13 protein-coding genes are annotated in these 15,378 nt (G+C 49.3%); 7 read left to right on the forward strand and 6 right to left on the reverse strand.

The features are described 5' to 3' along the window. The first annotated feature begins 81 nt into the window (after window positions 1-81). On the forward strand, window positions 82-1,062 hold the full coding sequence (locus AAV35_RS02860; RefSeq protein ID WP_008586845.1) for a CAP domain-containing protein: 981 nt from the start codon (window positions 82-84) through the stop codon (window positions 1,060-1,062). Window positions 1,063-1,152: 90 nt separating this feature from the next. On the opposite strand, the gene AAV35_RS02865 is transcribed toward AAV35_RS02860, so the two are convergent. Then, window positions 1,153-3,519, reverse strand: coding sequence for a sensor domain-containing protein (locus tag AAV35_RS02865; RefSeq protein ID WP_008586847.1), 2,367 nt, complete (start codon window positions 3,517-3,519; stop codon window positions 1,153-1,155). Window positions 3,520-3,755: 236 nt separating this feature from the next. Between AAV35_RS02865 and AAV35_RS02870 the strand changes: the two genes are divergently transcribed. Further along, window positions 3,756-4,436, forward strand: coding sequence for a hypothetical protein (locus tag AAV35_RS02870; protein WP_008586849.1), 681 nt, complete (start codon window positions 3,756-3,758; stop codon window positions 4,434-4,436). Between the two features lie 185 nt (window positions 4,437-4,621). Here AAV35_RS02870 and AAV35_RS02875 read toward each other — a convergent pair whose 3' ends face one another. Continuing rightward, a complete protein-coding gene (locus AAV35_RS02875) occupies window positions 4,622-5,098 on the reverse strand; it encodes a hypothetical protein (protein ID WP_156330831.1) in 477 nt (158 codons plus the stop codon). Window positions 5,099-5,218: 120 nt separating this feature from the next. On the opposite strand from AAV35_RS02875, the gene AAV35_RS02880 reads away from it, so the two are divergent. The 3 genes from AAV35_RS02880 (at window position 5,219) to AAV35_RS02890 (ending at window position 9,367) form a co-directional block, all read left to right on the forward strand. Then, window positions 5,219-6,511, forward strand: coding sequence for an acetamidase/formamidase family protein (locus tag AAV35_RS02880; RefSeq protein ID WP_008586853.1), 1,293 nt, complete (start codon window positions 5,219-5,221; stop codon window positions 6,509-6,511). Between the two features lie 189 nt (window positions 6,512-6,700). Then, window positions 6,701-8,086: a YjiH family protein gene (locus tag AAV35_RS02885; protein WP_008586855.1), complete on the forward strand. Its 1,386-nt coding sequence runs from the start codon at window positions 6,701-6,703 to the stop codon at window positions 8,084-8,086. A 15-nt stretch (window positions 8,087-8,101) separates the two neighbouring features. Further along, the gene (locus AAV35_RS02890) at window positions 8,102-9,367 is read left to right on the forward strand and encodes an aspartate aminotransferase family protein (RefSeq protein WP_008586857.1); all 1,266 of its coding nucleotides are present in this window, start codon (window positions 8,102-8,104) and stop codon (window positions 9,365-9,367) included. Between the two features lie 69 nt (window positions 9,368-9,436). Here the strand turns inward: AAV35_RS02890 and AAV35_RS02895 are convergent, their stop codons facing one another. Beyond that, window positions 9,437-10,945 carry a BCCT family transporter gene (locus tag AAV35_RS02895; RefSeq protein ID WP_008586859.1) on the reverse strand — a complete coding sequence of 503 codons (1,509 nt, stop codon included), beginning with the start codon at window positions 10,943-10,945 and terminating at the stop codon, window positions 9,437-9,439. A 327-nt stretch (window positions 10,946-11,272) separates the two neighbouring features. Between AAV35_RS02895 and AAV35_RS02900 the strand changes: the two genes are divergently transcribed. Then, window positions 11,273-11,914, forward strand: a complete 642-nt coding sequence (locus tag AAV35_RS02900) for a YczE/YyaS/YitT family protein (RefSeq protein ID WP_008586861.1) — start codon at window positions 11,273-11,275, stop codon at window positions 11,912-11,914. A 42-nt stretch (window positions 11,915-11,956) separates the two neighbouring features. Here AAV35_RS02900 and AAV35_RS02905 read toward each other — a convergent pair whose 3' ends face one another. After that, the gene (locus AAV35_RS02905) at window positions 11,957-12,856 is read right to left on the reverse strand and encodes an acetamidase/formamidase family protein (protein ID WP_008586863.1); all 900 of its coding nucleotides are present in this window, start codon (window positions 12,854-12,856) and stop codon (window positions 11,957-11,959) included. Between the two features lie 62 nt (window positions 12,857-12,918). Here AAV35_RS02905 and AAV35_RS02910 point away from each other — a divergent pair, with 62 nt between their 5' ends. Beyond that, on the forward strand, window positions 12,919-13,323 hold the full coding sequence (locus tag AAV35_RS02910) for a VanZ family protein (RefSeq protein ID WP_008586865.1): 405 nt from the start codon (window positions 12,919-12,921) through the stop codon (window positions 13,321-13,323). 70 nt (window positions 13,324-13,393) lie between these two features. Here AAV35_RS02910 and AAV35_RS02915 read toward each other — a convergent pair whose 3' ends face one another. Next, a complete protein-coding gene (locus AAV35_RS02915; protein ID WP_008586869.1) occupies window positions 13,394-14,686 on the reverse strand; it encodes a nucleobase:cation symporter-2 family protein in 1,293 nt (430 codons plus the stop codon). After that, window positions 14,686-15,270, reverse strand: coding sequence for a xanthine phosphoribosyltransferase (locus tag AAV35_RS02920; RefSeq protein ID WP_008586871.1), 585 nt, complete (start codon window positions 15,268-15,270; stop codon window positions 14,686-14,688). The genes AAV35_RS02915 and AAV35_RS02920 overlap by 1 nt, the downstream gene beginning before the upstream one ends. Between the last annotated feature and the right edge of the window lie 108 nt (window positions 15,271-15,378).

Here is a 15,378-nt window from a genome sequence, read left to right on the forward strand (position 1 = left end):
TCCGGTTGAGTATATAAAGGTAGTTATTATTATTATCGGTTTAGGGACCTTAAAAATAAATGAAGAAGGAGACTGAAGCGGATGAAGAAGGCAGTCGCGTTACTGGCACTCCTGTTCCTCGGAACGTGGGTCATCACAACTCTGGATTCCGAATGGGATACCGTGAAGAAGGAAATGGATTCCTTCATGGAGAAGTTCGAAAACTGGGAAACCGGTCAGGCGATCGATTCGGCTCCTGTTTCTCCGGAAGAGGAGGAAAAGAAGGTTACTTCCGGGAAAGAGTCTTCGGCAACAGCCGGGGAGCAGACGGTACAAAGTATTTACGGCACCCCATGGATGTTGAAAGGGACGACGTCGGGGAATTTCTCTTTCGCCAATAAAGATAGCACCGGTCGCTACCTGGGAAAAGAAGGGGAGAGCTATGACGGGATAACCATTGGCCAGGAAAGCTCCACTGCAGAGAAAGCCTGGGGCGAACCGGCGGATGCGGTCAGACGGGGTATGACGAGTGTACGGTCTCCGGCTGAAAATTATGACGTGTACGAACGGAACAATAAGGAAGTGACGGTCTTTTACGACCGTCATGAAGGGGACGTCATCAAGTCCATTTATATCGTTCCCAAAACCGTTACTACGAATATGAACAGCTACTACGCGAATGAACAGGACTGGGTCGGGAAAGACCAGGCGGAAGTTATGTTCGGACTTATCAACAGAGACCGTACGGCGAGGGGACTGGAGCCGCTCAGCTGGAGAGAGGAACTGGTCCCTGTAGCAGAAGCCCACAGCACGGATATGACGGAGCGTGATTACTTCTCTCACACTAATCCGGAAGGACAGGGACCGGCGGACAGAGCCAGGGAAGCCGGGGTATCTTTCCGGATCATCGGGGAAAACCTCGCTTACGGGCAGAGCAACGCCGTTTACGCCCACGAAGGGCTGATGGATTCCAAAGGCCACCGCGACAATATCCTCAATCCTGCGTATGAAGAAGTCGGAATCGGTGTCGCAGTCGATGACAAAGGTGCTCCTTACTTTACGGTACTGTTCTATAAGGGATAGTGTATGACAGAAGAAAAAAACAGCCGGGACCTCCTTCGCAGCAGTAGCTGTATGGAAATATTCCGGCTGTTTTTGTTTATGGAGTACGCGCTATTTGTGAAAAAGTTTCGGATTGAAGTGGGAGACGATTTGTTCCGGTTTCATAGGTTTTGCAAAATAGTATCCCTGGTACTTATCGCATCCGTTTCTTCTGAGGAAATCCAGCTGGCTGGCTGTTTCCACACCTTCTGCAATAACTTCGAGATTCAGACTGTCGGCAAGGGAAATGATAGTAGTGATGATATCATTGTTTTCCCGGTCGACTCCTATATCTTTAATGAACGATTTGTCGATTTTGAGCTGGTGGATAGGGAACCGTTTTAAATAACTGAGGGAGCTGTATCCTGTTCCGAAGTCATCGATGGAGATTTTAACCCCGAGACCGCTCAATCTGTTTAAGATGTCGGTGGCTTCTTCCGCGTGTATGGCCATAGACTCTGTGATTTCCAGTTCCAGATATTTTGCAGGCAGCCCGGTCTCCTGAAGGATTTGTGCCACCATTTCGACTAAATCGTTATGGTAAAACTGACGCATGGACAGGTTGACGGATATTTTTACAGGCGGGTACCCTTCATCCTGCCAGGCTTTTGCCTGCTGGCAGGCTTCCCTGATCGCCCATTCACCGATAGGTACGATCAGACCAGTTTCTTCGGCAATCGTAATGAATTCGGAAGGAGAGACGAGACCGAGGTCTTTATTTCTCCACCGGAGCAGTGCCTCTATACCGATTAGATGGCTGCTGTCTTTTTCGAACTGCGGCTGATAAACGAGAAAAAACTCCCGGTTCGCGAGTGCTTTGTAAAGGTGGGACTCTGTTTTAAGGTCCGTCTTCCGCTTTTGAACCTGGCTGTTGTAAACCTGCCAGGTGTTTTTGCCGAGGTTTTTCGCATGATACATAGCGTTATCCGCCTGGCGGATGAGTGCGGCGGTCGTGTTGCTGTGCTCCGGTGACATGCTGATACCTATGCTCACTGTCACCAGTGCCTCATATCCGTTCAGGTCATAGCTTCGCTCCATTTCCGAAGTGATATCGGCAGCTATTTCTCCCGCCTCTTCCGTATCGACTTCCGGCAGGATGATCAGAAACTCGTCGCCTCCATACCTGAACACGTTCCCCCGGGTGCCGACAAGCCGGAGCAGACGGCGGGATACCTGTTTCAACAGTTCATCTCCCATGTGGTGGCCCATATAATCGTTGATAAATTTAAAACGGTCGAGATCCAGGAAGAAAAGGGCGAAGTTTTCCCCTGACGCAAGTTTCTGTTCGATGGTCTCGTGGAAGTAACGCTGGTTCGGAAGTCCTGTGAGCGTGTCATGATAAGCGAGGTGGTTCATTTTTGTATTAAGCTTTTTCAACTCGGTTACGTTTTTGGCCACACAGTGGATACCCGTAATGCTTCCGTCGATGTAAATAGGTACGAGTGCTATGTGCAGGTACAGCTTCTCTCCTTCCGACATGGTGAGCTGCGTTTCATATTGGTGGGGTTGTCCCTGAAGAGAAGTGAAAAAATGTCGTCTCGTCTCCTCCCGTACCTCCTCTGATATAAAAGGTAAAAACGATTTACCTCTCAGCTGTTCAATCGACATACCGGTAAGTTTCTCCGTACTTGCATTCGCATGGGTGAACGTACCGTCTGTATCAAACGTCATCACTGCATCCGTATTGTAGTCGAACAGGGAGCGGTAGCGCTGTTCGCTTTCGGTAAGAAGCCGTTCCGTCGCTTTTTTCACTGTCATATCTCTCGCAATACCGATGACTCCCGTAATGACGTTGTCGATAATCAGAGGCACGGCGGTAACATCCATAATATGTCTGGCTTCATCCCGGGAGATGAGGGTGGTTTCAAATCGTACCGTTTCCCCGTTAGTAACTTTTCTGAAATGAGAAAGGGTCGCTTCACCGGCTTCTTTCGTAAGAAACTCCAGATAGGAGGAACCATTGATTTTTTCGGGAGCATAGCCGAACAGCTCTACACCGGAAGGGTTGATATTCGTATATCTTCCGTTCATATCCAGGGAGAAGATAGTATCCGGGTTGTAGAGGTAAAGAGACTTGAACTGCTGATCCTTATGCTTCAACCGGTATTTTATTTCTCTGTTTTTCGTAATATCTTTAACTGTTGTAAGCGTATAGAGGCGGCCGTCCGAAAGAGGAAGGGGGCGGCTGACGGTTTCGACGAGAAGTTCCTCCCCGTTTTTCTTATAGAGCACCTTTTCCTGCTTTTCAAGGGGCAGTGTATCGAAGAGATCAGAGAGCGGAAGGGAAAGAAACTCTTCCCGTGTATATCCGAGATTCGATAAAACGGGAGTGTTGACTTCCACGAAGCGGTTTTCATCGGGGACGCTTACCAGTAGGCCGGTGTCCGCATTGTGCAGTATTTTCAATAAATCCTCTTTCGTCCATGCGGATGCATCCATGACTTTTCCTCCCTGTCTGAAGTGGATATTCTATATCTTAGTTTAGCAGGGAAGAAGAATTGTTTCTATACTTTTTGATGAGTGACTGGGAAAATTTACTCAGAAAAGGTATATAATTTTGGAAATTAGGGAAAATAAAAGGAAGGCAAGCGTCGTATTTTATTTGTTCTTCGGAAGTGTCTGTGCACATAGAGGAATTGAGACAGTAAAATCCAAACCGGAAAGAGGAGAGACGTATGTGGAAATGGCTGATTGCGTTATCCATTCTGCTTGCCGCCTGCGGGACGGGGGAACAGACTCCGGAAGAATCTGCGGAAGCCGGTGACACCCCGGAGTCAGAAACATCCGCAGATGAAAGTGAAGGAGGATCGGAAGAGAACTCTGAAGGTTCTATCGATGTCGATAAAGGAATGTTTAATGTAAAAGTGACACTTCCCAAAACGCTTTTGGAAATGGAAGACGGAGATTTTGAAGAAATAAAAGCTTCTGCAGAAGAAGAAGGAATCAGTGAAGTGACGGACAACGGGGATGGAACGATTACGTATAAAATGTCCAAATCGAAGCATAAGGAAATGATGAAAGAAATGGAGGAGGAGATTGAGAGCTCTCTGGAAGAGATCCGGGAAGGCGGGGAATATTCATCCATTCAGGGGGTCACCGCAAATGGTGATTACTCCGAGTTTACGCTCGAAGCAGAGCAGACTGCCTATGAGGAGAGTTTCGACGGATTTGCGGTCTTCGGTATCGGTGTTCTAGGTTTATATTATCAACTTTTCGATGGAGCGGATCCCGATGATTACAGCGTCGTCATCCACGTTACCGACGCTGAGACAGGGGAGGAATTCGATACGGTGGAGTTCCCGGAAGTACTGGATAAAATGAGCGGCGAACAGGGAGAAGAGTACGGAACAGAATAGCGCAGACAGAACCGGACTTTGACGTCCGGTTTTTGTGTGCTTTTAGCAGAGAGGATGGTCAGTGAGGCTGTTCATTTCCGGGGAAGCTGTTTTCCTTCCCCTCAGGCGAGTGGGAACGTGTTGAAGGGAAGGAAAACTCCATTCGGAGGTTCTTTTTTCATATTCTGCACGATCTGCTGAAGATATCAATTGTTACGGTGATGTGCCGAAGTTCCTTTCCGCAGCTGAACGAACAGCAGCAGGCTGACCGGTAGTATATAGAAGAATTCATACCGGATAAGAGAAAGGCCGTACGTCGCTCCAGTTATCGGATAAAGCAGATGGACTCCGTTCCCGAGATAGTCGATACCGAGCGCGCTTACTACGAGTACGAGAGTCAGCCGCCACCATATAGAAAAAAACGACATAGTAAGCAGCGCCCGCGTGAAAATAGCGAAAAACGCGGCAATAATGGGTACGGTAACCAGGGAGTGGCCGATCAGCACACCGAACAGTTTGGGGAGGTCCGGCATCAGTACGATGACCCCGACGCCCCCGAGAAGAACAAATCTTGCTTTTCTATTATGGAAGTCAGGTCCTTTAAATAATAAATCCGCCACCAGCAGCCCCGTAAGTATGTGGAGCAGGGTAGACGGGATATGACTGAGTAATAATTCCGTCATGAGCATCTATCCTTTCCTCTCTCTTGTTACCCTGAAGGGGCCGGGGTGAAAAGTCTTTATTTTTGTAGAATTGTCTGTAATATTCTAAAATTAAGACAATAACAAAAAAGGGGTGTAATAATGAAAGCTAAACAGACTGTTTTCGTTAACGATTTTACCGACGGCGTGCTGGATCCCTCGAGGGAAATGGAGTACAAAGTACGGGATGGCGGGCACATCGTCGCCAATACGACACCCGGATGCTGGGGACCGATGATCACCCCTGCCCTGAAAGGCGGGCATGAAGTGACGAAGCCCGTTTATGTGGAAGGAGCGGAAGTGGGAGATGCGATTGCTATCCGTATTCATTCCATCGAAGTGACTTCTATAGCGACAGCTTCCGGCAACGACAAACCGGTGGAAGGGCGTTTCACCGGCGACCCGTTCATAGACGGGAAATGTGCGAACTGTGGTACGGAGAATCCCGAAACATATATCGAAGGCATCGGCCAGCAGGCGATCCGCTGTCAGGTGTGCGGAGAGGACGTGACTCCCTTTGCGTTCACGAATGCGTATTCCATCGCCTTCGATCACAAGAAGGAAGTGGGTTTGACACTGGATAAACAGGCGGCGGAAAAAGTGGCGAAGGACTCGAAACATTACATGGCAACACCCGAGGGCTCTATTCAGAACCCGGTCGTCACGTTTGCTCCCCACGATATCGTCGGGGCTATGGCAAGACTGCGGCCTTTCCTCGGACAGCTCGGCACCACACCTTCAAGGGCTATTCCCGACTCCCACAACGCCGGAGATTTCGGACAGTTCCTGATTGATGCTCCGCATTCGTATGGACTCACGGAAGAGCAGCTGGAAGAGCGGACGGATGGACACATGGATATTAACCGCGTTCGGGAAGGGGCAGTGCTTATCTGCCCGGTGAAAGTGGAAGGCGGAGGAGTATACCTTGGGGACATGCACGCGATGCAGGGGGACGGAGAAATCGCCGGACATACGACGGACGTCTCGGGTATTGTCAGTCTGGAAGTGGAAGTGATGAAAGGCGTCAACATTGAAGGGCCGATCCTCCTCCCGGTGGAAGAAGACCTTCCTTACCTTGCTAAGCCGTTCACGGAAGAGGAGAAACAAAAAGCCGAAGCACTCCGGAAAGAATGGGACATAGAAAAAATGGAAGATTCTCTCCCGGTGTCCTTCGTCGGCAGTGGAGCGACACTCAATGATGCGACGACGAACGGTATGGAGCGCGCAGCGAAAGCTTTCGGCATTGATGTGCCGGAAGTGATGAACCGGGCTACGATTACCGGGTCTATCGAAATAGGTCGTCATCCCGGCGTCGTCACTGTCACATTTTTGACTCCGAAAAACTATCTGGCGAAAATCAGTCTTGAGGAAATAGTGAGTGACTTCTATAACTAAAACCGAAGCATCTGCCTGAATGGCGGGTGCTTTTTTATATAGCAGTAGGTGTATGACCCGGGTCCATTTATGCCGCAGATTACTTCCGGGTATCTATTTTTTAAATATACTGATACATCCTGTTGAATAAAAATGCATTTGTGTGTATTATTACCCAATAAAGATTTTTTCTGATTGGGGGAGAAAAGCATGGAGATTGACGAGGCTGCAACTGCGAATGACAGAACAAACGGGAGGTACACGACGAAGCAATTATTGAAATTTCTTATTCCGTCATTGATCGGAGTGCTTTTGTTCCTTGTACCTATTTCTGTGAATGATACGGTTACGATCGGTCTCGGGGTGATGGCTGATGGCCTGCAGGCGGTTATTGGACCGTACATTCCTGCTTTTATGACAGCAGTATTGTGGGTATCTGCCCTCGGCAGTATAATCACCCGGTTTGTTCCTGAAAAATTATATAAAGATAATATTTTTATCGTGGCTATTTTCGACGTAGGGACGTTCTGGATCACGCTTCGGGTCATCGGTGCCGTCTTTGCGGCTATGACGCTGTGGAGTATCGGTCCTGAAGTGATATGGTCGGAAGTGACGGGAGTCGTCGTTCTTTACGATCTCGTTCCCGTGCTTATGGTCTGGTTTTTATTCGCGAGTCTGTTCATGCCGCTACTGCTGGAGTTCGGGCTGATGGATTTCATCGGAGCGATAGTCAGAAAAGTGATGAACCCGCTCTTCCAGCTTCCCGGCCGTTCTTCCGTGGATGCCATGGCTTCCTGGATGGGGAGCGGTACCGTCGGTGTTCTTCTGACCACCCAGCAGTATGAACAGGGATATTATACGAAAAAAGAAGCTTCCATCATCGCTACGAACTTTTCGATAGCGTCTATCGCGTTCAGTCTTGTTATCGCAAGATTTCTGTCTATCGACGATATGTTCGTCCAGTTTTATGCTACGGTAGTGGTGTGCGGCATTGTAGCGGCAATCGTCATCCCGAGGATACCTCCGCTTTCCGGTAAAAAGACGACATACCATGGACCGGTCGGCCGTCAGATACAGGAAGATGTTCCCGAAGGCTGGTCAACGTTCCGGTGGGGTGTGGACCGTGCCATAAAGAAAGCCGATCAGGTGAAAGGGGCCGGGGAAGTCGTTAAGAAAGGGCTGTTCCACGTAGCTGATATCTGGCTCGGCCTTATTCCGCTCGTCATGGCTCTCGGTACCGTCGCGCTCATTATTGCGGAGTTCACGCCGATTTTCACTTTCCTGTCCTATCCGTTCATTCCTATTCTGAATCTGCTGCAGCTGCCGGAAGCGGAAGCGGCAGCACCTGCGATGATCGTCGGGTTTGCGGACATGTTTCTGCCCGCGGTCATCGGAAGCGGAATCGAAGCGGAAATCACCAGGTTCGTCATCGGCGTCATGGCTCTGACACAGCTCATCTATATGTCTGAAATAGGCGTGCTGCTCATTAAATCGAATATACCGATCAATCTGTTTGAACTATTCATCATTTTTCTGCAGCGGACGGCTGTAACTTTGCCGCTTGCCGCACTGATTGCACATTTATTTTTCTTTTAGGAGAGGATTACAGTTATGGATGAAATCAAAGATCTCGTGGACAGACACCTGGCACCGAGCATGGCCAAGGACCACCCGAACCTTCCGGTGGAAAAAGAAGAGGGGCATTATTACTACGGAAAAGACGGACGGCAGTACCTTGATTTCACTTCGGGAATTGCAACGACGAACGTCGGACACCGGCATCCCAAAGTGGTGGAGGCGATTAAAAAAGGTGCGGATGAACTTACGCACGGACCGTCCGGGGTTATTATGTACGATTCCATTCTTGAACTGTCACAGCGTCTTGCTGCCCTCCTCCCCGGGAATCTCGACTGCTTCTTCTACGGAAACAGCGGTGCCGAAGCGGTGGAAGGCGCTTTGAAGCTCGCCCGTCACGTCACGGACCGCCCTTATGTCGTTTCTTTTCTCGGCGGATTCCATGGTCGTTCCATGGGGGCGCTGAGCGTCTCCACTTCGAAAAGCAAGTACCGGAAACATCAGCCGGTCAATGGCACATACCAGCTGCCTTATGCTGATCCGGAAGCGGAAGATCCGGTTGCAGAACTGGAGCATCATGCTGAACAGCTGTTCAAGTATCAGGTGGCCCCCGAAGAAGTGGCGGCATTTATTGTGGAACCCGTGCTTGGGGAAGGCGGGTACGTCGTGCCCCCGGAGCCATGGCTCCGGAGAGTGAGGGAACTGTGTGACGAGCACGGCATTCTGCTTATTTTCGATGAAGTGCAGACCGGGTTTGGCCGTACCGGGGAATGGTTCGCTTCGCACACTTTCAATGTCACACCGGACATCATGGCGATTGCGAAGGGTATAGCGAGCGGTCTGCCCCTAAGTGCGACCGTAGCTTCGCGGGAACTTATGCAGAAGTGGCCGCTTGGCAGTCACGCAACGACGTTCGGCGGGAATCCTATTGCCTGTCACGCTGCAAATGCAGTACTCGACGTCATCGAAGAGGAGAACCTGCTTGCCAATACGAAAAAGCAGGGAGCTTACGCTTATGAGAGACTGCTTACTATGCAGAAGAAATATCCGGAAATAGGGAAAGTCCGGGCCCTCGGTCTTATGATAGGAATCGAAATGGTGGACCCGGTGACGAAAACTCCGAGCAGTGACGTGTTGTTCGACTGCCTGGATCGTGCTCTTGAAAAAGGAGTGTTGTTTTACTTCGGGGGAAACGAAACGGAAATTATGCGGATGATTCCACCGCTTACTATTACAAAGGAAGAAATTGACCGCGGACTCGATCTGTTTGAAGAAACCCTGAAAGAACGGGCAAGCAGTTAGATTATTTCCGTATACCCATTAAAAGAAGCCGGCCTGCTTTTCTAATAAGCAGACCGGCTTTTGGTTTGACTATGAATTCTGTTTCTTTTCTTCTTCCGCTTCCATTTTCTTGTGTTCCTCGTTGAGCGCCTTGAAGAGGGCGATCACCATGAGAATCATGACGAACGAGAACGGAAGCGCCGCAGCGATAATCGTATTCTGTATCGCCTGCAGACCTCCTACGTACAGAAGAATGAGAGCAACGGAGGACTGTGCCAGTCCCCAGACGATTTTGATTCTGTTCGCCGGCAGCAGAGAACCGTTTGTGGACTGCATACCGAGCACGAACGTGGCGGAATCGGCCGATGTAATGAAGAATGAACCGATCAGCACTATTGCAAGCAAAGAAAGAATGAGTGACAGCGGAAGCTGGTCGAACATGTTGAACAGAACGAGTTCTGTCGCATACTGCGTGAGTTCCGTACCGTTGTTCTGGATATTACCGGAAGTCGTCCCGAAAACGGCGAACCAGATGGACACGAGCAGGGTAGGAATAGTAAGAACTCCGGTAAGGAACTGCCGGATTGTACGACCACGGGAGACGCGGGCGATGAACATACCTACGAATGGAGCCCACGACACCCACCAGGCCCAGTAGAAAATCGTCCAGCTGTCGAGCCAGCTTCGATTATCGCTCTCGAGAGGAGCCGTACGGAAACTGATTTCGATAAAGTTCTGTATATACATACCGAACGTTTCTGTGAACATATTCAGAATCAGTATCGTCGGTCCGATGATCAGAACGAGAACGAGCAGAACGACGGAAAGGACAAGGTTCGTATTGGATAAATACTTAATACCCTTGCTTAACCCCGTCCACGCTGACACTAAGAATAATAGCGTTACGACTGTAATGATGAAGAATTGCGATGTAAAACCGACTTCGACATCGAACAGATGGGAGAGTCCGCCGTTGATCTGTACAGCTCCGAAGCCGAGAGATGTCGCCACTCCGAAGACGGTTGCGAATACAGCGAGGACGTCGATCAGCGTACCGAGCGGCCCGTTCATTTTATCGCCGAACAGCGGCTTCAAAGTCGTGGAAATAAGGCCGGGCTCCCCTTTTCGGAACTGGAAGAAAGCCAGAGCGAGTGCGGTGACACCATACATCGCCCAGACGTGGATACCCCAGTGGTAGTAGGCGTAGACGAGTCCTTCTTTGAACGCTTTTCCGCTTCCTGTTTCTGCAGTGGGAGAATCGGAGAGATAGTGGAAAAGAGGTTCGGCTGCTCCGTAGAATACGAGACCTATCCCCATTCCCGCCGAAAAAAGCATAGCTGTCCAGGTAGGGAGGGAAAACTCCGGTTTTTCCCCGTCTTTACCGAGGCGTATTTTCCCCCACGGACTGATGGAAATAGAGACGGCAACAATTACGAGTGCGGACATGAGGAGCAGGTAGTACCACCCGAATGTCGTGGCTACGTAAGATTTAATGCTGCCTGTAATCCCTTCGAACTGTGCCGGAAATGCAGCACCGAATATAACGGTTATAATAACTAAGGCAAGTGTAATGTAAAAAACTCTGGATACGTTCTTCATGTCTCCTCCTAAATGAATTATGGTATAAAAACAAAAAAATACTTCCGTAAAACTGAAATGTTCATTTTATAAGAACAAATGAAGTCTTACTGAAAGTATTTCACCTTACATATTATACTCATTTTTTTAAAAATGACAAATCACGATTGAAAAAAGCATCCATTAAAATTTCGTTTTCAACCGTATAAATATTTATAAACCGGTGTGTCCTTAAATAGAGCGTTTTCAGCAAAAAATCATTGATATATCTAAGATTTTCTCCTTGTTTCTCCTTATACCTTCTAATAAAATGGCTTTTAGATTTCAGGAAAGAAGGAGGGGGAAGCCATGTTATATCGTTCCTCTGTATACTTGCTGGGTATGCTTATCAATTTTTTCGGGGTCGCGCTTCTTATCAACGCTACTCTCGGAGCAGGATTCTGGACGGCCTTTTTTATCGGCGTCTCCGATCACTTAGGATTTACGACAGGTTTCTGGTACGGAGTATTTCAATTTCTGATTGTTTTCGTGAACGCCCTGCTTATGAAGCAGGCGCCGGAAATCAGAGCGGCCATTCCTATATTCATGGAGAGTCTGATTTTGGATTTCTGGTTGGAGTTCGTATTTGCACCGGTCAACCTGGCCGGCTACCCGTTTCTCCTGCAGTTTGCACTGCTGCTCGTCGCAGTAATGATCATCGGTCTTGGAGTGGCCATCTATATTCTGCCTCAGTTCGCCCGCGCTCCGGTCGATCAGCTGTTCCTTGCGGTGAGCCACAGATATAATTTGAGTCTGCAAGTGTCCCAGACGGCAGTAGCGGTCGTCATGGCTTCCCTCGCTTTCATCATCGGCGGTCCTGTAGGTCTTGGTACAATTGTTCCGATGCTTCTGCTCGGGCCGTGGATTCAATGGTTCTATACGAGGGTGTATACGATGTACTATCGTTTCCGCCCTTCAGGAGATATGAGTCTCGAAGAAGAACTGCAGTAAGAAAAAGTGCTTCGCAATCTCGCGAAGCACTTTTTTAGTGGATCAGAATAGCTGAATACCATACGCTTCCAGAACGTACCGCGGCATAGAGAAGCGGGCCGTTTTGAGCGGATCCACTACCTGGCTGACTTCGACCTGACCTGCGGCGCTTGCAAGCATCGTCAGTTCGGATAGCGACATATCGAGGTGCGGATGAAGATGGTCGATCATCATTTCCACTGCTGTATCCACTGCATCATCCAGAGTTTCCTTGGAAACAATTATAGACGCCCCTTCTCCGTCTTCAAGCATCGGGTAGGAGATAGAGTCTGTTTTGAGCGTTTCCACTGTCAAAGTCACTTCCGCCGGAATTTCAACACCCGAGACGCTGACCTCCCCATCTCCCATAGCCGCATGAAGGTCGCCGAGTGAAAGCAGCGCTCCCTTTTGGAAGACCGGAAAATAAAGAGTGGCACCTTCCGCAATACGTTTCGTATCCATATTCCCTCCGTGAGCGTCAGGGGTTCCGCAGTTCACGCCTTCGCCTTCCGGTGCCACCCCGATGACACCGATCATAGGATTGAGGGGTAGAGACAATTTCTCATCAAACACCACTTTTCCGTCTTTCAGTGGGAGTATTTTAACTTCGAAATCTTCCATACGGTGACCGAGTACGCCGAGCCCGGGACCTGTAAGCATGACGCCCTGGTCGCCGAGAGTGATATCATCGATATGGACTTTCAGTACGTCCCCGGGTTCTGCATCCTCCACGTAGATCGGTCCGGTTGCGGGATTGATTTTTTCCCAGTCCATACTTTTCATTTCATAATCTTCCGTCCGGATCTGGTTTTCGAAACAGTCGTATGTATCGATTTTGATCTGTTCACCGGAAGAAACCGTGAGAGCCGGAGGATTATCTTTATCCATAGAATAGACGAAGTGCTCTTTCGCTAAATGTTTCATCGCGTTATCGACTCCTTTCTTGTGATTAGGTATTATTATATAGGAAAGGGAGTGGCCGGGTCATGTCGAAAGTTCAGAAAATTTCAGGAGTTCTTGCCATTCTCTGGATGGCATGCATTTTTTACTTATCCCATCAGGCAGGAGAGGAGTCGAGTCAGCTAAGTTCAATTGTTGCAGCTCTGTTTTCGGCGATTCCGGCGGCAGAGGAGACCCTGCATTATATCGTAAGAAAAGGCGCGCACGTTTTTGCTTATTTCCTTTTGACGCTGTTTCTTTACGGTGCTTTTCAAAAGTGGTACAAAGCTTTTGCAGCAGCCGTTCTTTACGCTGCAACTGATGAGTTCCACCAGACCTTCATTCCGGGGAGAAGCGGGCAGGTCAGCGACGTGGCCATCGACAGCATAGGCGTTGTAACCGCAGTACTGCTGGTTTTCCTCGTTCTGAACAGGAGCGGCCGGCATACGTAGAGTCCGTGGAAATAATAAAAAAACAGCACATCGCTCCCCGTAAGGAGTCCATGTACTGTTTCGGAATAGTTCAGGAAGCTCTTTCGGCAGCCGGCACTTCCACTGCGCTTTTTTTCGAAAAAGAGGCGTGGAAGACGATGTTGAGAACGATGGCGGTCAGGCTTCCGGCTACGATACCGTTACTTGTCAGAATCTGTATGCCTTCCGGAAGCGAACGGAAAAGCTCGGGAACGGTCGTTACACCGAGCCCCATTCCGATGGAACAGGCGACGATCATCGAGTTTTCCGTGGAATCGCGGATAACCGGGCTGAGCATTTTGATGCCCTGGGAAATTACCATGCCGAACATCGCAAGCATCGCACCTCCGAGAACCGGTGTCGGGATGACAGTAGTGACCGCGGCGATTTTTGGAAGGAAACCGAGGATGATCAGCATACCTCCCGTTGTGAAAATAACCTTCCGCGACTTTACCCCCGTCATATTCATCAGTCCGACATTTTGAGAGAAAGCTGTGTATGGAAAAGCGTTGAAGACGGCGCCGAGAAAGATAGCAAGACCTTCCGAACGGTACCCGCGGGTGAGGTCTTTCTCGTCCGGAACTTCGTCCCTCATATCACTGACAGCGAAGTAGACCCCTGTGGATTCCACAAGAGACACCATGGCGACGAGCGTCATAGTCAAAATCGCCGACCAGTGAAACGTAGGCATCCCGAAGTAGAAAGGTTCTACCATGTGGAATACGTCAGCTTCTCCGACGGCCTGGAAATCCACTTTTCCGAAGAAAGCGGCAATCACCGTACCTGCAATAAGTCCGAGCATGATGGAAATGGCTCTCGTGAATCCGGTTGAAAACCGGTACAGAGCGATGATGACGGCAAGCGTGCCGAACGCGAGAAGAAGGTTGGATGCGGAACCGAAATCTTCTGCTCCTTCGCCGCCGCCCATATTTTTGATTGCTTCAGGTATGAGAGTGATTCCTATCACCGTGACGACAGTTCCTGTCACGACGGTCGGGAAAAAGCGGACGAGCTTTCCGAAGAAGCGGGCGAAGAGCATAACGAGAAGACCGGAGGCGAGGAGAGCTCCGTATATTCCGGACACTCCGTACTGGCCTCCTATCGCAATCATCGGACCTATTGCTGTAAACGTACATCCGAGGACGACCGGAAGCCCGATGCCGAACCATTTCGTCCGGATTACCTGAAGGATAGTGGCGACCCCGCACATAAGCAGATCGATAGCGACGAGATAGGTGAGCTGGGCGGATGATAGCCCGAGGGCTCCTCCTACAATCAGCGGAATAAGAACGGCGCCTGTATACATGGCGAGCAGATGCTGGAAACCGAGTGCAGCTGTTTTCATCAATCTTCCTCCCTCTCAGAAAAAGTGATCGTTTCTTCGGTCATTTCGCTTATAATCGCCAGTGATTCGATGCGGATATTGCTCTTTCTTAAGTCGGAACCTCCGTTTTGAAAGCCTTTTTCGATGACGATGCCGCATCCGGCCAGCCCTGCACCGGACTCACGTACGATATCGATCATCCCTTTAAGGGCCTGGCCGTTGGCGAGAAGATCGTCAATGATCAGTACGTGATCATTCTCACTAAGATACTCCTTCGATATACTTATGCTGTTCGTCGTTTCTTTTGTATAGGAATATACGTCCGCGGTGAACAGCTGATCGTTCAGAGTCAGTGACTTCTGTTTTCTGAGAAACACGACCGGTACGTCAAAAAACAGTCCGGTCATGACAGCAGGAGCGATACCTGAGGACTCCAGCGTTATAATTTTCGTGACGGGTTCATTTTTGAATTTCGTGTAAAAAGCTTCCCCGATATCCTTCATGAACGAAGGGTCCACACTGTGGTTCAGAAAAGAATCGACTTTAATGACAGAAGGCGAGAGGACCACGGCTTCTTCTCTTATTTTTTCTTCAAGTGCTTTCATAAGGCAGCATCTCCTAACAAAGGGTTTTGACCAAACATTTTCGTTTATAAATAAAGAAGACGCATCTGCTGTGAAAAAGCAGACGCGTCTCTTACAGGGGTGTTTCCC

The sequence above is a fragment of the Salimicrobium jeotgali genome, from assembly GCF_001685435.2.
GTDB lineage: Bacteria > Bacillota > Bacilli > Bacillales > Halobacillaceae > Salimicrobium > Salimicrobium album.